The sequence below is a fragment of the Dentiradicibacter hellwigii genome, from assembly GCF_041770905.1.
GTDB classification, from domain to species: domain Bacteria; phylum Pseudomonadota; class Gammaproteobacteria; order Burkholderiales; family Rhodocyclaceae; genus Propionivibrio; species Propionivibrio hellwigii.
The window spans coordinates 647519-667472 of record NZ_JBEUWX010000002.1 but is presented as its reverse complement, the minus strand read 5'-3'; the positions used below and the strand labels follow the sequence as shown (position 1 = coordinate 667472).

Genomic DNA, 19954 nt, shown 5'->3' with positions numbered 1-19954 from the left:
CGTAAACAGTGGGCTGGCGGGCAGGGGCTCCGGAGATGCCCGTTTTACGCGGGGTTCAGGGCAGGCATTGTGGCGGGGTTGTCGTAGGTCTGTGGCGGTGTTGTGGCAGGTCTCTGCCGCCGGCAGTGGGGTGATTCAGCCAGTGATGCTTCCTTCCCGCCCGGTCGATAGTCATGCCCGCACTCTTGTGATGCCTGTTGCACCCGCTGCACCAAAAAATAAGTATTTCCGTAAATCCCAAAAATTTTTATCGCCTGAATTTTGTATTCGATATGTGCTGTCTATATAGCAATTTTTAGGCAATCTTTATTTGGTTAGGTAGATAAGGTTAATGCTGTTTTTTTAATTGTTGGGCGTTATAAAACTATCAGTAATTAATTTTCTCTTTATTCCCTATTTGATTAGGGTATTTGGCAAGCTAAAATAAAATCCAGGTGGATTGATATAAAAATTGCGCTTGCTTTAAATAAATGGAATAGGCGCTTTTATGGTTATTTGTAGGTTGTTAATAAGCTTTTTATAAAAATCATCTGATTCCCTTTTTATTGCTTTCTGTTAGTCGACAAGCCGGAATATGTAGGGATAGACGCCGGAGCGGCAGCCCGGTAGTTGGTGTATTGCCCATGCGCCTTTTTCGGCAGCCTTGTCGAGCAGCCGCGAGCCGCTACTGCCGTCGATGCGGACATCCTCGACCGTACAGTCGGGGCCGAGCTGGATGAACAGGTAGACCGTGCCTTCGATGCCCTGGATGCGCGCTTCTTCAGGATAGAAGACAAACTCGGAAAGTTTGCGCTGTACGGCGGCGAGTGGCGGGGTGCCGGTAATCTGCCAGCTGCCGGGGCGCGGATGCGGTTTGTCGGGTTGGCGGACAGTGCGTGCAGGCGGCCTTTTTTCTGGGGAAGGCTTGTGAAGGTCGGGGCGCGGTGCGGGCGGGGTGACTTTCGGCGTTGGCGTTGGCTTTGGTATCGGCGTCGGCTCCGGGGGCGTAAGGTCCGGCGCCGGCTTGATTTCCGGTGTTTCTTCCTTCGCTGCTGTCAGCGTGTTTTTCAGCAACATTTCCGGGGCGGGTTCCGGCGTTGGGAGAGGTACGGGTTCCGGTGTGCGCAACATCACCTGCAACGGGGGCGGTGACGGCCGGGGGGGCAGGCGCCGGAAAGCGTCCGAAATCAGCAGGCTGCCGTGGAGAATGAGCGACAGCGCGAAGGCGATAATCAGACGAAAAGGCGGATAAGGTGAAAAATAAGCAGGCATTGAGGTGATATTTTCCTATAATTTCCCCCATTAATTGACGGATTTGAAGAAAAGGCGCCGTCTGGCGCGCCAATCTGTCAGAAAACGGTATCGTAATTGAGCAGAAGCGGGACGGGTGGAAGGACAAAAAATGTGCGGGACGGTTGTATGGGGGCGGCTGACGCGCTGCGTGTTGTTTTTTGTGTTGTTGATATGCCGCACGGCATATGCCGCCTTGCCCGATGCGGCCGAATTCGCCTGGGCAGTTGAGCGCAATGATATCAAGCAGGTGCGTGCCTGGCTCGACGAAGGGTTGAACCCGGAATTTCAGGGCAAGGAAATCGGCACGGGGTTGATGATCGCCGCCTGGTATGGGCATGTCCCGATGATGGCACTGTTCGTTGAACGCGGCGCCAATCCGCGGCGTTCCAACCGTCACGGCGAGCAGCCGCTGCAACTGGCCGCGTGGAACAATCATCTTGAGGCCGTCAAGTGGCTGCTTGCACACGGCGCAACGATCAATCGCGACGGTAACTATTGGAGTGCCCTGCATTACTCGGTTTTTAACGGACACAGCGAACTGAGCAAATACCTGATTTCCCAGGGGGCGAATATCAATGCCCGTTCGCCCAACTATTCGACGCCGCTGATGATGGCTGCGCGCGAAGGGCATGACGATCTGGCGAAAATGCTGATCGACGCCGGCGCGGATACGCGGGCGCGGAATGACTGGGGGGATAACGCACTTGCCTTCGCCATGCGCAACGAGCATTACAAGATCGGCAAGATGGTTTCTTCGCCGGAAGAGTTTGCCGCCGCCATCAAAGCGCCTAAAGAAAGCTTCGGCGATGCGCCGCGTTCGGCGGCGCTGCCCAATGAAATCCAGACGCTGCTGCGCAATATCCGGGAAGCGCAAGCCAAAGGCCAGCCGGTAGATGCAATGCGCGTCGAATTGATTCAAAAAGTGATGGCCTTGCGCCCAGGGACGACGATCGTCAGCAACCGTGATACGCCGCCACAGCAGCAGGAGGAAATGGATTCGGTGGTCATCACCGCCAAACGCAATCAACCGGGGGAAGAACAGGCGCGGTTCGTCTTTTTCCGGGCGGGCGACGCGGAGGAACCCGCTCCGGCGTCTGCGACGCCGAAAAAACCGGGTGCGGCGGATAAAGGAGCTGCAGATAAAGGAGCCGCGAATAAAGGAGGCGCAAGTAAGGGCGCCACGAACAAGGCGGCGACACGCCCGTCGCAGTCCGCTGCCGTGTCACAAACGCAGCGTGCGCAATCGACTTTCGATCAGATGGCTGACCTGATGCGCCAGATTAATCTGGCCGAGGCGCAAGGCAAACCGGCGGATGATTTGCGTCGGCGCCTGGATCAACTGATCGAACGGACAAAACGGAAAAAATAGCGTCGGCAAAACGGATGGCCTGTCCAAAACGAGCAGGTATACAGGCTGGATGCGTGCGTCCATGCCGGATGCGGCAGGGCAAAGCAATGCCGTAAAGCCTCAGGCTGACTGGCACTCGCTGAGTAGCGCCGATGGCAAAAGTCCCATTCAGGGCAAAAACAGCGCCAGAAGACGATTGAGGAAGCGCTGGCCGAGCGTGGTGGGCACAATGAGGCTGGAAATGCCCGCCTGGTCTGGTTTGGCCTGGGCTGCCGGGGCAGGCGGACTGTCGGGTCGAGTTTGTGTGGCCGGGGCGTTTACATCTGAAAGCGTCGGGGCGGCGCGCCATTCAATCAGGCCTTCGGCCACGGCCTGTTGCAGCGGTGTTTCGATGCAGGTGAGCGGCAGTCCGGTGCGCTGGCTAAACAGCGCCGCATCGAACCCCTGGTTGAGGCGCAGCGCGTTCATCATGAATTCGCCGGGCAACTCGCTATCGTCGACGCCCCATATTTCCTGGCAGGCATGACCCGCGGCGGCTTGTACTATGTAGCGTCCGGGTTGTGCCCAGCGCACCTGGCGGAAGATTCTGAACGGGTTTTGCTGCACACCTGCGGATAAAGAGGCGCCGGCAGGCGCATCGAATGGCGAAGACTGGCTGGAAGTCGTATCGGTGCAGGTATTGGGCAACTGCGTCAGCTTGCTGTGCGCTCCTGCGCCAATGCCGAGATAGTCGCCGAACGTCCAGTAGTTGAGGTTGTGCCGGCATGACCGGCCGGGCAGGGCAAAAGCCGACGTTTCATAATGCAGGTAGCCGGCTGCGGCGAGCCGCTTTTCGATGGCTTCCTGCATATCGGCGGCCAGATCAGCGTCGAGCGCGGGCGGCCGGGCAGCAAACGCGGTGTTCGGTTCGATGGCAAGCTGGTAGCAGGAAAGGTGCGCGGGCGCGTAGCGCATTGCCTGCCCGAGATCGGCAAGCGCCTGGTCGAGCGTCTGCTGCGGCAGGCCGTACATCAGGTCGAGGTTGATGGCGTCGAAATGGCGCAAAGCGATCTCGATGGCGCGGCGGGCTTCGCCGTCGTCGTGAATGCGACCCAGCGCTTGCAGATGCGCCGGATTGAAGCTCTGGATGCCGAGTGAAAGCCGGTTGATGCCGGCGGCGCGGAAAGCGGCGAATTTCTCCGCTTCTGCGGTGCCGGGGTTGGCTTCCAGGGTGATTTCGGCATCCCGCCCCAGCGGCAAGCGGGCACGGATGGCGGTGAGTATGGCGTCGATGGCGTGCCCGGAAAAGAGGCTGGGGGTGCCGCCGCCGAAGAAGATGCTGACGATCTCCCGTCCCGCAATGTCCGGCAAGGCGGCATCAAGATCGGCCGTCAGCGCTGCAACGTAATCCGCTTCCGGCAGCGGTTGGCGCTGGCCGTGCGAGTTGAAGTCGCAGTACGGGCATTTGCGTACGCACCAGGGAATGTGCACATAAAGGGAAAGCGGCGGGAGAGAGTGGAGGGGTTGGTGGGGCTGGGGGGGCGGAAGAAGCGGCCGCAAAGGCGCGGGGAGAGAGGCCGGCAAGGGAACCTGTGTTGGCGCCTGGGGGTGCGATGCCGCGCCGTTCGGCGCGCTCATGCCTGACGGGCGCGCAGGCGTTCGATCAGTTGCTGCAGCGCCAGGCCGCGGTGCGAACGGCGGTTCTTTTCTGCGGCGTCCAGCTCGGCCGCCGTTTGGCCAAGATCCGGTAGCAGGAAGTAGGGGTCGTAACCAAAGCCGCCAGCGCCGCGCGGCGTGTCGATGATTTCCCCGTGCCATTCGCCTTCGGCAATGATCGGCTGCGGGTCGTCGGCCTGCCGGAGGAAGACAAGAGCGCAGACGTAATGACCGCGTTTGTCGGCATGTGCGGCCAGGTCGGCGATGAGTTTTTCGTTGTTGCGGGCGTCGGATTTGGGTTCTCCCGCGTAGCGGGCCGAGTGTACGCCCGGTGCACCGCCGAGCGCTTCGACGCAGAGGCCGGAATCGTCAGCCAGCGCGGGCAGGCCGGTATGGCGGGCGGCGTGGCGCGCCTTGGCCAGCGCATTTTCGACGAAGGTGCAGTGCGGTTCGGGACATTCGGGAACGCCCAGTTCCTTTTGCGGGACGATTTCCCAGCCGAGTGGCGAGAGGAGTTGGCCAAATTCGCGCAGCTTGCCGGGATTGCTGGAAGCGACGACGAGCTTCATGCGGCCACCGCCGTTTTCTGATGGGTGATCAGCGTCTTGATGCCAGTTTCGGCCAGGTCGAGCAGTTGCAGCATTTGCGCGCGGGTGAACGGTTCGCCTTCGGCCGTTCCCTGGATTTCGACAAGGCCGCAGCGGCCGGTCATGACAACGTTCATGTCGGTGTCGCAGGCCGAGTCTTCCGGGTAATCGAGGTCGAGTACGGGCGTTCCCCGATAAATGCCGACGGATACCGCGGCAACGTGATCGAGCAGCGGGCTGGCGGCTAGTTCGCCGCGGGCGACGAGCCCGGTGCACGCATCGTGCAGGGCAATCCAGGCGCCCGTGATCGCGGCGCAGCGCGTGCCGCCGTCGGCTTGCAGGACATCGCAATCGAGCGTGATCTGCCGTTCGCCCAATGCTTTGAGGTCGGTAACGGCGCGCAGGGAGCGGCCGATCAACCGCTGGATTTCCTGCGTGCGCCCGCTCTGCTTCCCTTTGGCCGCCTCGCGTGCCGTGCGCGTATGCGTCGAACGGGGCAGCATGCCGTATTCCGCCGTGACCCAGCCTTGTTCTTTCCCGCGCAAAAAGGTGGGGACGCTAGCTTCGACGCTGGCGGTGCAGAGCACGCGCGTGTCACCCATTTCAATGAGAACGGCGCCTTCGGCGTGGCGGGTGTAGTGGCGGGTAATGCGGATCGGGCGCAGTTCATTGGGCTGTCGTTGGCTGGGGCGCATGGCAGTTCCTTGGCGTGGGTAATCGGTGAGGTTATTTGGCGTATTTCTGGATGGCGTGGCGGATTTCTTCAATTGCCTGTTCAATTTCCTCTTCGCTCAGTTCGCTTTTGTAGCTGGTGCTGTGCCCAAAAGCGTCGAGTGCGGTGGTGATACTGTCGATAGGCATACTCTGCGTGGAGATGGAAAACAGACTGTCGGGCGCTTCGATGTAAGCATCTTCCCAGCGCACGGCAATGATCGAAAAATTGTCGGCGTTGCTGCCGCTGTGTTCATCTATATCGTCGAGCAAGGCGGATGCGGTGTGGATCAGATTGTCCGAATAAAGCGCCTTGGCCAGCGCCTCGTCGGAAACGGCGTTCCAGATGCCGTCGGTACAAAGTACCAGCACGTCGCCTTCCTCCAGCGGCGTTTTGTGCGAAAACTCAATTTCCGGCAGTCTGGGACCGCCCAGGCAGCTATAGACGCGGTTGCGTTCGGGATGAACGGCGGCCTGCGCCTCATTGATGACGCCCTGGTCGAGCAAAAGCTGTACGCGGGAATGATCGCGGGTATGGGTCAGTACACGGCCGTCGCGTATCAGGTAAAGGCGTGAGTCGCCAGCGTGCGCCCAGTAAGCAACGTTGTTCTGAACGATGCAGGCAACGCAGGTCGTGCGCGGCGAATCCTCAAGACGATGCTGTTCGGAAAAATCGCTGATGGCGTAATGTCCGTTGAGAATCGACTGTTGCAGAAACAGGAACGGGTTGTCGAGCATCGGGCCGGCCTGGCGCTGGAAGCTCTCGATCAGCGTCTGTACGGCGATCTGCGCGGCAACCTCACCGTAGTAGTGGCCGCCCATACCGTCGGCGATGACCATCAGCAGGGCATCGCGTGAATAGCAATGCGCCAGCCGGTCTTCATTATTGCGCCGTTTTCCCAGACGACTGTCCTGATAAATGGTGAACTTCACGGGCTTTTACCTTTGTACTGTTCTTTTGATGCGCTGCGCCATGTGGGCAAGCCATGATTTTCCCGCAGTTCGCGGCTGCGCCACACCGCTCGTCAGCGATTTTTGCAATGTAAAAGCGCTCTGCGGGCGGCCCAGAGGGTCCAGATGCAGGCACCAGTCGATGGTTTCCAGCAAGTGCCGTGAAAAATGACCCACGCGCAGCGAAACCGCCGGGATTAACTGATCTGCCTTGATCCGGCTGTCAGCGGCCTGCGGGGCTTTTTTGGTCAGGCAGGCATACATGCATGCGCCGATGCTGTAAAGATCGCTCCAGGGGCCGAGCGTATCCCGTTGGCCGTAAAGTTCCGGCGAGGCGAAACCCGGCGTATACATCGGCTTGAGCATGTGCGCCTCGCCAATCAGCGTCTGCCGTGCCGCGCCAAAATCGATGAGTACCGGCGCATAGTCGTTGCGCATGTAAATGTTCGACGGTTTGATGTCCAGATGCAGCAGCTTGTTTGAATGCACCTCGCGCAGACCGTTGAGCAGCTTGGTGAACACGTTGCGGATGAAGTTCTCGGTGATGAGCGCGGGGTTTTTCTGGATGAATTCCTGCAAGGTACTGCCGTGCTCATATTCCATGACCATGTAGACGGTATCGTTGGCGCGGAAAAAATTCAGGACGCGAATGATATTGGGGTGGGAAAGCCGCGCCAATGTCCGCCCTTCCTCAAAAAAACATTTCATGCCGTAACGGAACGCCGGCATGTTCGTTTCGTCGATGATCGGCTTGATTTCTCCCGGCGGGCGGAGCGCCAGGCTGTTCGGCAGATATTCCTTGATGGCGACGGATTCGCCATTAGCGCCGGTAGCCAGATAAACGATGGAAAATCCGCCCAGCGACAACTGACGCTCGATGCGGTATTCATCGAGCTGAAATCCGGCAGGAAGCGGGTGATTTGCTTGTTGAGCCATCGAAATCGCAGCTATCATTCAAAACGTTTGGCATTTTCAGGCTTTGCGTGATAGCTGTAAAGTTTGCGCAGGGATTTTCGGAATTTTCTTCGCTTCAGGGGAAATATGATCTTCAGCATGACCGGCTATGCCGCCAGAACGCTCGATGTCGGGCAAGGCGTCCTGCATCTGGAACTCAAAAGTGTCAATTCGCGCTATCTGGACTTTCAGTTTCGCGTCTGCGACGAACTGCGCGCCAGCGAACTGGTATTGCGCGAACTGTTCAGCGCGCGGCTTTCGCGCGGCAAGGTGGAATGCCGCATCAGCCTGTCGGCAGCTGGCGCGGCCGGTTCGGCGCCGGCCTTGAACCTGGAACTGCTGTGCCGCCTGCGGGATCTGGAGGCACAGGTTCGCCGCAGAATGCCATGGGCACACGCTTTTTCCGTCAACGATCTGTTGCAGTGGCCGGGGATGCTGGACGAGCAAACGCCTGACGCCGAAGTCCTGTCAGCACGTTGCCTGGAGCTGGCGGGCGCGGCGCTGGAGGATTTTATCGCCAGCCGTGCGCGCGAGGGCGAAAAGCTCGCCGCCGTGATTCTTGAGCGCGTAACCCGTATGCGTGCTTTGATCGAGGAAGTGACGCCGTCAATTCCGGCAGCCCAGGCCGCTTTTCAGGAAAAACTGAAACAACGGCTGCTTGAGGCGCTCGGCAGCGTCGATGATGAGCGGATTCGTCAGGAAGTCGCTGTTTTTGCCGTGCGTATCGACGTGGCCGAGGAACTGGCGCGCCTGAGCACCCATCTCGACGAGGTGGAGCGCGTGCTGCAAACCGGCGGTGCCTGCGGAAAGCGCCTTGATTTCCTGATGCAGGAACTCAACCGCGAAGCCAACACGCTTGGTTCCAAGTCCGTGACCAGCGTCGTATCGCAGACAGCGATGGAACTGAAGCTGCTGATCGAGCAGATGCGGGAACAAGTGCAGAATTTGGAGTAATAAAATCGGGTCACTGTGCGCTATGAACCGCACTATGGTGAAGAAATCCGATAACGCATTGATCAGACAAAATCAATCTGATGGCATTCGACCAATGAGCGCAAATGAGGCTTGCCTTCAGTGCGCCGCATTGCTGCCAGAAAGCCTCCAACCTTCTTGAATGAAGGGTGATTTCAGCTTATGATTCGGGCTGCATTCAGGTGCCTCGCTCCCATGAGAGGGAGAAGGTGAAACGGGAAACCGGTGCCCATATCACGATTCAACATCCGAAAGGATTGAATGATATGGACAGACAAGCCGGTGCAGCCCCCCGCTGCTGTAAGCCAGACGAAACCGACAAGAAGCCACTGTGCGCGGAAAGGCGCATGGGAAGGCGTTGGTGGAGGAAGAAGGCGAGCCAGAAGACCGGCCTGAAGCAGGCGCAGTGCCAATCCTCGGGGTGAGGGGAAAGGTTCTGACGGAAAGCGCTGAAAGCTTTTAAATTGCCATCTGTTCCGGCGTAGCGTCGGGGCAGATTGAACTGACAAGCACATGCATGAAGCCTCTGCTCAGGGACGCATGGGTTTTTCAGTACCGCCTTGTCGATTGCCCTTAACACGCTTATCGATCCTCCTGATCGATAAAATCTCGAAGAAGCCTCGAAGAAACCAGGGCATCGACGGACAGAAAGCACCGGCGAGCGCACGAGCCTTTCCGAATCCGATTCCCAACGCCACATCCCGAAAAAACGCTGCCCGCACCTCTTGTGATCGCGTCAGCCGGACGCTTGCACTTGTAGTTCGCGCAGATCAGTTTCCCCCATCCAGGAACGCGCCCAGGCGCACGTACAAAAACGTACGTCCAAACGCAGCCAGGCCGGCAAGGAAAGCCTGATTGCCTGGTCATTAGCGATACGGTGAAGCCCTACGGTGCTGTAAAACCTTGCCGCTGCCGAAACAAGCGCAGCGCAAGGAGAACTCACCCGTATCGCAAGCAACCGTCGGCGAGATTGCGCCAATAAATTTTGGACACGATTTACATCAGGATGAAACAAGCAGACATATTGACAGAGAAATGATAGGGAGGCAGAACATGACCGCATATTATTTATCCAAAGTTTTCAATATTTTGCTCGAAGAGCCGCATCGAAAAAACGATCGACAACGTCCTTGGCGCCTGTTGTTTCCGAACGCCATTGCCGTTGCGTTGGCATTGATCGGTACAGGCGTACACGCTGAAGAAAAGGAAAGCTCATTGGGGACGGTCGTCGTATCGGCGTCGAGAATTGAGCAAAACACGCTGGAGGCGCCGGCCAACGTATCCGTCGTCAACCGCGACACCATCGAAGCCACTGGCGCCGTGCGCGTCGGCGACGCGCTGACGGCCAAGGTGCCGAGCCTGTACATGCGCGGCAGCCTGGGCACCTCGACGCGCATCAACGGCGGGCCGATTCTCAGCCTGCGCGGGCCGGGCGGCGTGCGTGTCATGCTCGACGGCATCAGCCTGAGCGACGGTAACGCCGGATCATTGAGCAGCCTGATGAATATCAACGTCAGCGAGATCGACCGGATCGAGGTCGTGCCCGGCGCCTCATCGGCGCTCTACGGCAGTGAAGCGGTTGGCGGCGTGATCAATGTCCTGACCAAGATGCCGACCAAGGAAGAATATCGCCTGAGATATCTGCGCGGCTTCAACGATGCCGAGCGAAACATCGCCGAGGCGAGTTACCGCAACCGCTGGGAGAATGGCCTGGCTGTCATCCTGGCTGCCGGCTACGAGGACATGGCCGGCTTTGCCGCGAACAATCCGGTCATTCTGCAAGTCACCGGCGCGGGCAACGGCCGCAACGCCGTACAGGGTGGCAAGCGCACGACGACAACGACGGGCCGGCCCGCCTATGAAGTCGGCGATCGCGGCGCAACGCCTTCGCACGCCGCCTATGTCAACGCCAAGCTGTACTATGCGCTGGACGCAAAGTCCCGTTTCTTTGCCAGCTTTGCGCACCGGAAGTCGTATGTTGGCTTCAACGATTTCCACAATTACCTGACGCGTAACGGCCAACCGCTCAATCTGCCGGCCAACAATGTCTCGATCAACGGCGATCGGCTCGGTACGGTGCGGCCAACCAGCTTCTGGGATACGAGCAACCCGAACCTGCGCAAGGAAAGCCGCTATATCGTCGGCTACGACGGCAAACTGGGAGAAAAATACGACCTCAAGGTCAATCTCGGTTATTTCGACCGTGACAACTATTACGTCGCTTCAGACACGGGCGCAAGCTTCCGCCATGGGCCAGGGCGCGTCACCACGACGCCAAACACCACGCTCGACGGTTCGGTGCAGCTGGGCACGGCGATCAGCGAAAAACACTATCTGATCGGCGGCTACGCGCTCACGCGCGGCACGCTCGACCGCAAGGTCTACCAGCTCTCCCGCTGGCGCGACCCGGAAGGTTCGCGCACGCGGGTCAATGAAGAATCCTCGGGTACGAGCACGAACCACGCGCTTTTCCTGCAAGACCAGTTCTTCCTCAACGATGCGCTGACGCTCTACCTCGGCGGGCGTTACGACCGCTGGACGACACACGGCGTGGCGAAAAAATACGTCGGCTCGCCCACCGGTGTCTTCGATTCACCAGCGCGCACGCACTCGGCCTTCTCGCCAAAATTCGCTGCTGTTTATCGCTGGACGGATACCTTGACCGTGCGCGGCTCGGTGGGCAGCGGCTTCAACGCGCCAAGCAACTACAATCTATACGCAACGCCGAACCAGAGCGGCCAGTTCCGTTTGATCGTCGCCAACCCCAACGTCAAGCCGGAGCGCTCGCTCTCCTGGGATCTCGGCATCGAGAAGGCTTTGCCCAATGAGGGGTTCCTGAAAGCCGCTTATTATGAGCAACGAATGAAGGACATGATCTACAACAAGATCAGCCCTTATACCGGGACGCACCCGACCATCACGACACTCGTCACACCAACCAATACAGGAGAAGCCTATGTGCGCGGTCTGGAGCTGAGCGGCGAAATCCCGCTGACGAAATGGCTGCGTGCCTCGGCCAGCTATAGTCGAACCGATACGCGAATCACCAAGGACGAAAGCGGTTCCGGTCTGGAAGGCAAGAAACTGCGTTACGTGCCGCGCGATCTGGCCAGTTTCGCGCTCGACGCCAAGTGGCAAAACTGGCGCGCCAACCTGAGTACGACGTATACCGGCCTGCAGTTCTCCAATGAAGATAACAGCGATGTCGTCAAGAACGTCTATGGCGGTACCAGTAAATACTGGCTGACCAACCTGCGCGTCAGCTATGCCTTCGACAAGTATCTGAAGCTCTCCGCCGGCATCAACAACCTGTTCGACAAAGAATATTACGAGTTTTACCGGATGCCGGGACGTAATGCTTACGTGGAAATGGAGGCAAGCTTCTGATGATATTGAGCCGGCAAATACTGGCCGCCGAAGCGATTTTGCTGATACTGGCACTGCTTGCTTCATGCCTGCCTAGTCAGGCAAGGCGATTGACCGCGCCGTTATGGTGGAGTGCGGCGATTGCCGGCTTCGTCTATGCCGGTATGCGTTACTGGATGACCTGGCCGATGACGCCGATGTTTTCCGGCAGCATTCTTTATCCGCCGCTGCTCGTCGTCTTCGGTGCGCTGTCGCTGCGCGGCAGCCGTCCAGAGGTTGCGGCCGTTGTACGTCGCTGGCTGATCGCGTGCGCTTGTCTCATCGTTTTGATCGGCCTGTGTTTCCCCAAAGATTTCTATCTGCCGATCATCAAAACGACTTCGCTTTACGCGCATGGCGTGCTCATCTTTGGTTCGCTCGGCCGCGCCTGCCTGTTCGTTGCCGCAGGCTGGGGATGTGCGGTGCTGCTTGGCTACGAGGGCATCATGCGGCGCATGTTCTACTGGATGATCTGGGGTTTCGGTTGTTGGACGCTTTCGCTGTTTTCGGGCGAGGTCTGGTCGTATTCTGGCTGGGGAGTGCCAATGGTCTGGGAAGATGCCTCGACACTGACCGCCATCGCCACGTGGCTGTTCTACGTCGGCGTTATGCATATGCATCTCGGCGGTGTTTGGAACCGTCGTGCACGCGCCGCAGCATGCGTGTTCGGTACCTTGCTGGTCATCGTGCTGAATGGCGGACCGGATATGGGACCTTTCCGTAACCCGCTGCTGATCGTGGGGTGGGCATGAGCGCGCTGCTTCTTCGCTGTTGGCGCGCACTGGGCAATATCCGCATTACCGTGATCGTCTGTTTTCTGCTGACCGCGAATCTGGGACTGGGGTATTTTTCTCTGCGCAATAACCTGGAACTGTTTGTGCCGATGAGCAATCTGGGCCTGTCCCGCTGGATTAACACCTATGGCGTTGCCAACCCCAGGCATGCCGCCTGGTTTTTCGCCATGATCATTCTGCTGGGCACATTGTCGATCAATACCTTTGTCTGTACGACCGAACGCGTGTTCCAGATTTTGGCGCGCCGCTATCCAGTGCGCGAGCTGCCTTTCCATTTTGCGCCGCACTTGATGCATTACGCCGTGCTGATCATTCTTGGCGGCTATTTGTGCAGTTATCTGTTCGCTACCAGCGATACCGGGCATGCGCTGCGTCCGGGCCAGATGCTTCGCCTGGAAAACGGTCGCGTTACGCTGCGTTTTATTGATTTCAAGCCGGAAATCCTGCGCAGCAAACGGGTCGACTCCTTTGATGGTTATGTCATTCGGCCGAACGCCCAGCTGACGGTCAACGACGGCGGTCATGAATATCTGGCTGTGCTTAATTTCAACGCGCCGCTGCGGGTCGCGGGATACGGTATTTACCTGAGCGAGTTTCAGCCACGACGGCCGGGCGGCGGTATGGGACGTTCGTATATCAATCTGACAGTGCGGCGCGATCCTTCGGCCGTTATCTACCGTTTTGGCATGGCGGTCTTTGTGCTTGGCCTCGGACTGTATGTATTCGGCCGTAAATTTAGTAAATAGGAGCAGAAAATACATGATGGAAAGATTTGGATTTTATAAATGGTTTACCGGCCTGGTCATTGCCGCTGTGCTGGTAGGGCTTGGCGGCTGCCAGGACGAAGCTGGCGATGCGGCGCCAAAGCAGTCGTTTATGAACGTCGGCCAATTTTCGGTGACGAAAAAGGAGGGCTATACCGAGGTGCTTGATGGCGCCGGCCGCAAATTGGCGCTGATTCCGCGCGGCGGTAAGGCGCCGGAGGGTTTTTCTCCAAGCAGCGTTGTCGAGGTGCCGGTACAACGTGTCGTCGCCTATCGGGCGTTTGAAGTCGGCATCCTGGCAGCGCTCGGCGTTGCCGATACGCTCGTCGGCGTCACCGATCCGCTGGAAAAATGGCAGCGCGACGACGTCCGGCAGGGATTCAAGGCCGGTCGCATCGCCTATGTGGGGCAAAGCACAAACGTCGATTTCGAGCGTATCAAGGCGCAGCGCCCTGATCTGGTGATGACCTGGGATCCGTCGATCATCCCGATGCTCGACAGCCTGGGCATCCCCGCCGTGGTGACGACGACGCCGGTCGCCAGCTGCCTCAACACGCATATGCGTTTCGTCGAATTCATCGCACCGTTTTTTGGGCGCGAAGCGGAAGGGCAGGCCTATTACGCCAAGGTTGCAGCCGCTTTGCAGGATATCCGCGAGCGTACCAAGGGGATGCCTCAGCCCAAGGTGATGTGGGGCGACATTTATGAGAAACGTGTCCTGGTCGAGCCGGGCAACGCCTGGGTTGCCGAACTGATCGGCCTGGCGCAGAGCGATTATCTGTTCAACGACATCTACGGCACTTCATGCATCGAAATTTCCACCGAGCGCTTCATCCACAGCGGCAAGGACGCCGATCTTTACTTCACCTACCGCACGCCCGACCGCGGCGCGACCTCGAAGGCGGCGCTGGCGCGCTATAACCCGCTGATTGCGCAGATTCGCCCGCTGGGACCGGAAGGGCATGTTTATGCACCGTTGCCGCTGTACATACAATCCTCCGACCGGCTCGACCAGATTCTTGTCGATATTTCGGCGATCCTGCATCCTCAGGCCTTCCCGCAGCACAAGATGCAATTTTTCGTCGAACTGCCGGATACGGATCCGAAAAATGATGCCAGCCCGGGGGAAACGCAGCGTACATCCGAAAAAGCCCGCCAGGTTAGGGGAGCCGAATCATGAGTGCGCCCCTTTCGGCTGCGCATTCGCCACTGCTTGCCTCCTCCAGCCGCCGTACCGGCGTATTTGCCGTCCTCGCGGTTCTGCTTGTCGTGTTCATGATCCTTAATCTGCGTATCGGCTCGATTTCCTACCCGACGAGTGAGCTGCTGAATGCCTTGCTGCACCCGGGCGCAAGCGGCGATATCCACTACATCGTCTGGAACATTCGCCTGCCGCGTACGCTTTCGGCAGCGCTGGGCGGCGCTTTTCTGGCGGTGTCCGGCCTGCTGCTCCAGGTTTATTTCCGCAATCCGATCGTCGGGCCTTTTATTCTCGGCATTTCCTCCGGCTCGACGGTGATGGTTTCGATTGTCATGCTGACCAGCATCGGGCTGGGTTTTTCCGGTTTCGCGCCTTATCTCAATACGCTTGCTGCGTGCATTGGCGCCTATGCCGTCACAGCGATCATCGTTGCCATTGCCGTGCGTGTGCGCAGTGGTGTGACGCTTCTGATCGCCGGCCTGATGATGGGTTATCTGTGCGGTGCCTTTACTTCGATTCTTACGGCACTCGCCGAGAAGGAAAGCATCAAAGGGTTCGTGCTCTGGCAGATGGGCAGCTTTTCGGGCATGAAATGGGTTGAAGTCTGGGTCATGTTCATCTTCGGCGGCGCCATGCTGGTCGGCGCCTATTTGATGAGCAAGCCGCTCAACGCGCTGCTGCTCGGTGAGGACTACGCCGCGTCGATGGGCGTCAATATCCGCCGCTGCCGCCTGCTGCTGCTTTTCCTCTCCTCCTCGTTGGCTGCCCTGGTGACGGCGATGGCCGGCCCGGTTGCCTTCATTGGCCTGGCCGTGCCGCACATGGCGCGGCTGAGTCTGGGTACGTCCGACAATCGCCTGCTGGTGCCCGGCGCCTGTCTGCTCGGCGCGCTCGTCACCAGCCTGTGCGACCTGATCGCGCGCATGTGGCTCTCGCCGGTCGAATTGCCGCTGTCCGCGATCACCGCTTTCTTTGGCGCGCCGATCGTCATCTATCTGCTGCTGAAAAGGGGGATGAAATCGTGAGCGGCGAAAGTATCTTGCATAGCGAGGGACTGTCTGTCGGCTACCGCGCGCCGGTGCTGCGTGAAGTCAATCTCGATTTTGGGAGCGGGCAGTTCATCGCCTTGCTCGGCCCTAACGGCGCCGGCAAGACAACGCTGCTGCGTACCTTGTCCCGTCATCTGAAGCCGCTGGCCGGGCGGGTCGAAGTGCTCGGACGCGACCTCAACACGCTATCCGCTTTGGAGCTTGCCCGGCTGGTCGCCGTCTGCCTGACCGACAACGCCAAACCGCCGCTGCTCTCGGTCGATGAATTCGTCGCTCTGGGTCGTTATCCACATACTGGCATGATGGGCCGTCTATCGGTGCACGACGCCGAAATCGTCGAGCGTTCGCTGGCTGCGGTGACCGCCAGCGGACTGTCTGGTCGTCTGGTAGAACAGTTAAGCGACGGCGAACGGCAAAAAGTCGTGCTTGCCCGCGCGCTGGCGCAGGAACCGAAGCTGATGCTGCTCGATGAGCCGACCGCCCATCTGGATCTCAAGCATCGCATCGAAGTCATGGGCATCCTGCGTTCGCTGTGCCGTTCGCACGGCCTGACCGTGCTCGCTTCGCTGCACGACATCGATGTCGCCGCCAAGGTTTCCGACCGTGTGTTGCTCGTCCAGAATGGTGGCATCCGCGATTACGGCCTGCCCGAGACGGTGCTGACCGGCGAAACAGTCGCCGAACTTTACGGTTTTGGCGATGCCGACTTCAACCGCCATCTCGGTAGCATCGAATTCCGGGGCGATGGCAAGGCTGGCCGGGTTTTCGTGATCGCCGGCCGTGGCCGCGCCGCACCCGTATTTCGCCTGCTGAGCAAGAAAGGGCTGGCGATCGAAACCGGCTTGCTGCGTGACGGCGATCTGGATGCGTTTGTTGCCGCCGCGCTTGGCGCAAAGACCTATGTTCGCGCCGAGTCGGACGAACTGCCGGCCAATGGCAACGGTTCGTCGCTGGAGGAAGCGGCGCAGGCGCTAACTGCATGCGATTTCATCGTCGACAGCGGTGTGCGCGATGCGGGGGCCGAGGCACTGCGTCAGCGAGCTGCCGCCAGTGGCTTGCCCGTCTTCCGGGTCGCCGGCGGCGCAGAGAAAGGCGGCATCACGTTGTCCGAGCTGTTGGCCGCGATTGACCGCTTACCCCCCTTTCCGCGGCAGGCCAGTCAATGACTGCCTTGTTGATTAAGTCGGAAAAGGACGATTCCTGGAACAACGCCTTGAGCAAAACGGCGGCCTTTTCTGCGCCTGCGCGGTGTGGCTACCCCTTCTCGGCCATTCTTGCGCAGGAGGAGATGAAACTCGCATTGCTGCTCAATGCCGTCAATCCGGCGATCGGCGGTGTCGTCGTGCGCGGAGAAAAGGGCACAGCCAAATCAACGGCGGCGCGTGGGCTGCGTGAACTTCTGCCGGCGCGTGCCGACGGCAATTTACCCGCCTTCGTTGATTTTCCGCTGGGTGCAACCGAGGACATGGTGATCGGTTCGATCGATTTCGAGGGAGCGATCCGCGACGGTGCGGTGCGTTTCCAGCCCGGCATCCTGGCGCGCGCGCACGAAGGCGTTCTTTACATTGACGAAGTCAATCTGCTCGACGATCACCTCGTCGACAGCATCCTCGACGCTGCCGAAAGTGGTGAAAACATTGTGGAGCGTGAAGGGCAAAGCCTGCGCCATCCTGCACGTTTCATTCTGGTGGGCACCATGAATCCCGAGGAAGGCGAACTGCGGCCGCAATTGCTCGATCGTTTCGGCCTGGCCGTGTCCATTGTCGGTGAGCACGATGCGGCCTTGCGTGTCGAGCTGTTGAAAAGGCGCGAGGCCTTTGACGCCGATTCGGAGGCTTTCCGCGCTGCCTACAAAGAAGCGGAAAGTAGGCTTGGGCAGCGTATTGCCGATGCGCGCGAGCGTTTGGCCGAAGTCGCCATTGCCCGGCATCTCATGGGCTTTATCGCTGAAATCTGCACGCGCAACCATGTGGCCGGTCACCGCGCCGACATCGTGATTGCCCGTGCCGCCTGTGCCTTTGCTGCCTGGGAAGGGCGCAGCGACGTCAATGCCGACGATATTCTGAAAGTGGCGCCGATGGCGCTGCTGCATCGCATGCGCGCCGGCGCACCGGACATGCCGCCTCCGCCACCCCCGCCGCCTCCGGAAACAGAGGCGCAGCCGGAAGAGGAAAACCAGGAAGAACAGAACGCAGATACACAGGGCGAGCAAAGCCCGGAAGAAGCGCCGCCTGAGGAAGCCTCGCCGCCGCCGGACGGGGATACGTCGGCGGAAACCTCTCCGCCGTCTGATGCGCCACCCGATGCCCCGGATGACGGTAAAGCGGCGCAGGATGCTGGCGCTGACGATTCGTCTGACGAGGTGCAGGAAGTCGGCCAAACCTTTTCCGTGCGCCAGATTCGCCGGGCCGTGAAGGATCAGATCCTGCGCACCGGCTCGGGGCGCCGTTCGCGGACACGTTCGGCCAGCAAGCAGGGGCGTTACATCAAGAGCACCGCGCGCCGCCAGGGGCGCAACGACCTGGCGCTCGACGCCACTCTGCGCGCCGCCGCGCCGTACCAGAAAGCACGTCGGGCAAGCGCCGATGGCCAAGGACAGGGCATGGCTGTGCTGGTCGAAATGGATGATATCCGCGAAAAAATCCGCGAGCGGCGGATCGGCAACTTCTTGCTTTTCGTCGTCGACGGTTCCGGCTCGATGGGCGCGCAGCGCCGCATGGTCGAAACCAAGGCGGCGATCATGAGCCTGCTGCTCGACGCCTATCAGAAGCGCGACAAGGTGGCCATGGTCATCTTTCGCGGCCGTACTGCCGAGGTTGTGCTGCCACCGACCAATTCGGTCGAACGCGCCGCGCGCCTGCTGGCCGATCTGCCAATCGGCGGCCGCACGCCGCTTGCCGCCGGATTGGCCGAGGCTGCCGGTGTCCTGCGTCGGGTATTGCGCAAGGAACCGAACATCATGCCGCTCGTCATCGTGATGACCGACGGTCGCGCCAATGCCGCGCTGGGCGAGGGGGTGCCGCGTGACGAGGCGCTACGCATTGCGCTGGCGCTGCATGAACGGTTTGAGACCACACAATTCGTCGTCGTTGACACCGAAGCGCCAGGCGTCGTGCGCCTGGAACTTGCCCGGCAACTGGCCGGCGTGCTGGGCGCCTCGTATTTCAAAGTCGAGGATCTTCGCGCCGAAGATCTTGTTTCCATTGCAAAGGAGCATCGCGCGTGAGTAACACGGAACCTGTCCATAAAACCTTGTATCCCTTCGTCGCCATTGTCGGCCAGGAAGCCCTCAAGAAGAGCCTGATCCTCAACGTCATCAATCCCGGGCTTTCCGGGGTGCTCATCCGTGGTGAGAAGGGCACGGCCAAATCCACGGCCGTGCGCGCACTTGCCGAACTGCTGCCGGAAATCGACGTGGTCGACGGTGATCCTTTTCAGAGCGATCCGCACGATCCGCGCGCTATGGCGCCGGAGGTCTATGCCCGTTACCAGGCCGGCGAGACGCTGCCGGTACGGCGGCGCAAAGTACGCGTCGTCGAACTGCCGGTTTCGGCCACCGAGGATCGCGTCATCGGCACGATCAATCTGGAAACGGCGCTCAAGGAAGGGCGGCGGACAATCGAACCGGGACTGCTGGCCGCCGCACACCGCGGCATCCTCTACATGGACGAAGTCAATTTACTCGACGATCATGTCGTCGACGTACTGCTCGACTCGGCGGCGATGGGCGTCAATACCATAGAGCGCGAAGGCGTGAGCCTTTCGCATCCGGCGCGGTTTACGCTGATTGGCACGATGAATCCGGAGGAGGGCGAGTTGCGCCCGCAATTACTCGACCGCTTTGGCCTGTGCGTGCACGTCGAAGGGCTGAATGATCCGGCGCAGCGCGTCGAAGTCGTCAAGCGCCGCGCGGCTTTTGAGGACGATCCGGAAGCCTTTGCCGCACGCTGGGCAGATGAAACTGAAAAGATGCGCACGGCGATCGCCGCGGCGATTGCGCGTTATCCGCGCGTGCAGGCCGACGACGCCATTCTTTACGCCATTGCCGAGCGCTCGCTGAAACTCGGCGTCGATGGCCATCGCAGCGATATCATCATGCTCAAGGCGGCCAAGGCGCTTGCCGCCTGGGAAGGGCGAGAGCAGGTGACGGAGCAGGACGTCGACGGCGCTGCTGCGCTGGCTTTGGCGCATCGCATTCGTCGCAAGCCGTTCGAGGACATCAGCGGCAGCTCGTTCTCCTGAGTAGCCGCGTGCAAGATAGGGGCAGGCATGAAGCAACGCAAATGCGGAAGGGCAACACGGCGACACAGC

16 protein-coding genes and 1 riboswitch are annotated in these 19954 nt (G+C 59.7%); of the genes, 10 read left to right on the top strand and 6 right to left on the bottom strand.

From position 1 onward, the window contains the following. Nucleotides 1-555: 555 nt before the first annotated feature. Nucleotides 556-1251: an energy transducer TonB gene (locus tag ABCS64_RS05370; RefSeq protein WP_418890871.1), complete on the bottom strand. Its 696-nt coding sequence runs from the start codon at nucleotides 1249-1251 to the stop codon at nucleotides 556-558. Between the two features lie 130 nt (nucleotides 1252-1381). On the opposite strand from ABCS64_RS05370, the gene ABCS64_RS05365 reads away from it, so the two are divergent. Continuing rightward, a complete protein-coding gene (locus ABCS64_RS05365; RefSeq protein ID WP_418890870.1) occupies nucleotides 1382-2641 on the top strand; it encodes an ankyrin repeat domain-containing protein in 1260 nt (419 codons plus the stop codon). Between the two features lie 147 nt (nucleotides 2642-2788). Here the strand turns inward: ABCS64_RS05365 and hemW are convergent, their stop codons facing one another. From hemW to ABCS64_RS05340, 5 genes are all read right to left on the bottom strand, one after another. After that, complete coding sequence (gene hemW, locus ABCS64_RS05360) at nucleotides 2789-4090, bottom strand: radical SAM family heme chaperone HemW (RefSeq protein ID WP_418890869.1); 1302 nt, start codon at nucleotides 4088-4090, stop codon at nucleotides 2789-2791. A 143-nt stretch (nucleotides 4091-4233) separates the two neighbouring features. Continuing rightward, nucleotides 4234-4824, bottom strand: a complete 591-nt coding sequence (gene rdgB / locus ABCS64_RS05355) for an RdgB/HAM1 family non-canonical purine NTP pyrophosphatase (protein ID WP_418890868.1) — start codon at nucleotides 4822-4824, stop codon at nucleotides 4234-4236. Then, the gene (gene rph / locus ABCS64_RS05350) at nucleotides 4821-5537 is read right to left on the bottom strand and encodes a ribonuclease PH (protein WP_418890867.1); all 717 of its coding nucleotides are present in this window, start codon (nucleotides 5535-5537) and stop codon (nucleotides 4821-4823) included. Before rph ends, rdgB begins: the two co-directional genes overlap by 4 nt. 31 nt (nucleotides 5538-5568) lie before the next feature. Then, nucleotides 5569-6486: a PP2C family protein-serine/threonine phosphatase gene (locus ABCS64_RS05345; RefSeq protein ID WP_418890866.1), complete on the bottom strand. Its 918-nt coding sequence runs from the start codon at nucleotides 6484-6486 to the stop codon at nucleotides 5569-5571. A 6-nt stretch (nucleotides 6487-6492) separates the two neighbouring features. Next, nucleotides 6493-7440 (bottom strand): serine/threonine protein kinase, encoded by a 948-nt coding sequence (locus tag ABCS64_RS05340; protein ID WP_418890865.1) that lies wholly within the window; start codon nucleotides 7438-7440, stop codon nucleotides 6493-6495. Nucleotides 7441-7545: 105 nt separating this feature from the next. On the opposite strand from ABCS64_RS05340, the gene ABCS64_RS05335 reads away from it, so the two are divergent. From ABCS64_RS05335 to ABCS64_RS05295, 9 genes are all read left to right on the top strand, one after another. Further along, entirely contained in the window at nucleotides 7546-8412 is an 867-nt protein-coding gene (locus tag ABCS64_RS05335) for a YicC/YloC family endoribonuclease (protein WP_418890864.1), read from the top strand. A 181-nt stretch (nucleotides 8413-8593) separates the two neighbouring features. Continuing rightward, nucleotides 8594-8840: riboswitch (cobalamin riboswitch) on the top strand. A 643-nt stretch (nucleotides 8841-9483) separates the two neighbouring features. Beyond that, entirely contained in the window at nucleotides 9484-11817 is a 2334-nt protein-coding gene (locus tag ABCS64_RS05330; RefSeq protein ID WP_418890863.1) for a TonB-dependent receptor plug domain-containing protein, read from the top strand. Next, entirely contained in the window at nucleotides 11817-12587 is a 771-nt protein-coding gene (locus ABCS64_RS05325; RefSeq protein WP_418890862.1) for a cytochrome C assembly family protein, read from the top strand. Before ABCS64_RS05330 ends, ABCS64_RS05325 begins: the two co-directional genes overlap by 1 nt. Beyond that, nucleotides 12584-13375, top strand: coding sequence for a hypothetical protein (locus ABCS64_RS05320; RefSeq protein ID WP_418890861.1), 792 nt, complete (start codon nucleotides 12584-12586; stop codon nucleotides 13373-13375). The genes ABCS64_RS05325 and ABCS64_RS05320 overlap by 4 nt, the downstream gene beginning before the upstream one ends. A 13-nt stretch (nucleotides 13376-13388) precedes the next feature. Beyond that, a complete protein-coding gene (locus tag ABCS64_RS05315; RefSeq protein WP_418890860.1) occupies nucleotides 13389-14573 on the top strand; it encodes an ABC transporter substrate-binding protein in 1185 nt (394 codons plus the stop codon). Then, nucleotides 14570-15619: a FecCD family ABC transporter permease gene (locus ABCS64_RS05310; RefSeq protein ID WP_418890859.1), complete on the top strand. Its 1050-nt coding sequence runs from the start codon at nucleotides 14570-14572 to the stop codon at nucleotides 15617-15619. The genes ABCS64_RS05315 and ABCS64_RS05310 overlap by 4 nt, the downstream gene beginning before the upstream one ends. Beyond that, nucleotides 15616-16809 carry an ABC transporter ATP-binding protein gene (locus ABCS64_RS05305; RefSeq protein ID WP_418890858.1) on the top strand — a complete coding sequence of 398 codons (1194 nt, stop codon included), beginning with the start codon at nucleotides 15616-15618 and terminating at the stop codon, nucleotides 16807-16809. The genes ABCS64_RS05310 and ABCS64_RS05305 overlap by 4 nt, the downstream gene beginning before the upstream one ends. Beyond that, nucleotides 16806-18869 carry an ATP-binding protein gene (locus tag ABCS64_RS05300; RefSeq protein ID WP_418890857.1) on the top strand — a complete coding sequence of 688 codons (2064 nt, stop codon included), beginning with the start codon at nucleotides 16806-16808 and terminating at the stop codon, nucleotides 18867-18869. The genes ABCS64_RS05305 and ABCS64_RS05300 overlap by 4 nt, the downstream gene beginning before the upstream one ends. Further along, the gene (locus tag ABCS64_RS05295) at nucleotides 18866-19885 is read left to right on the top strand and encodes a magnesium chelatase ATPase subunit I (protein WP_418890856.1); all 1020 of its coding nucleotides are present in this window, start codon (nucleotides 18866-18868) and stop codon (nucleotides 19883-19885) included. The genes ABCS64_RS05300 and ABCS64_RS05295 overlap by 4 nt, the downstream gene beginning before the upstream one ends. Nucleotides 19886-19954: the final 69 nt, after the last annotated feature.

What these genes read in the sequence shown, in the direction of transcription:
- ABCS64_RS05330 (WP_418890863.1), top strand. Translation starts at nt 9,484, where the DNA reads ATGACCGCATATTATTTATCCAAAGTTTTCAATATTTTGCTCGAAGAG.
- rph (WP_418890867.1), bottom strand. Translation starts at nt 5,537, where the DNA reads ATGCGCCCCAGCCAACGACAGCCCAATGAACTGCGCCCGATCCGCATT.
- ABCS64_RS05310 (WP_418890859.1), top strand. Translation starts at nt 14,570, where the DNA reads ATGAGTGCGCCCCTTTCGGCTGCGCATTCGCCACTGCTTGCCTCCTCC.
- ABCS64_RS05320 (WP_418890861.1), top strand. Translation starts at nt 12,584, where the DNA reads ATGAGCGCGCTGCTTCTTCGCTGTTGGCGCGCACTGGGCAATATCCGC.
- rdgB (WP_418890868.1), bottom strand. Translation starts at nt 4,824, where the DNA reads ATGAAGCTCGTCGTCGCTTCCAGCAATCCCGGCAAGCTGCGCGAATTT.
- ABCS64_RS05365 (WP_418890870.1), top strand. Translation starts at nt 1,382, where the DNA reads ATGTGCGGGACGGTTGTATGGGGGCGGCTGACGCGCTGCGTGTTGTTT.
- ABCS64_RS05335 (WP_418890864.1), top strand. Translation starts at nt 7,546, where the DNA reads ATGATCTTCAGCATGACCGGCTATGCCGCCAGAACGCTCGATGTCGGG.
- ABCS64_RS05315 (WP_418890860.1), top strand. Translation starts at nt 13,389, where the DNA reads ATGATGGAAAGATTTGGATTTTATAAATGGTTTACCGGCCTGGTCATT.
- ABCS64_RS05340 (WP_418890865.1), bottom strand. Translation starts at nt 7,440, where the DNA reads ATGGCTCAACAAGCAAATCACCCGCTTCCTGCCGGATTTCAGCTCGAT.
- ABCS64_RS05370 (WP_418890871.1), bottom strand. Translation starts at nt 1,251, where the DNA reads ATGCCTGCTTATTTTTCACCTTATCCGCCTTTTCGTCTGATTATCGCC.
- ABCS64_RS05325 (WP_418890862.1), top strand. Translation starts at nt 11,817, where the DNA reads ATGATATTGAGCCGGCAAATACTGGCCGCCGAAGCGATTTTGCTGATA.
- ABCS64_RS05300 (WP_418890857.1), top strand. Translation starts at nt 16,806, where the DNA reads ATGACTGCCTTGTTGATTAAGTCGGAAAAGGACGATTCCTGGAACAAC.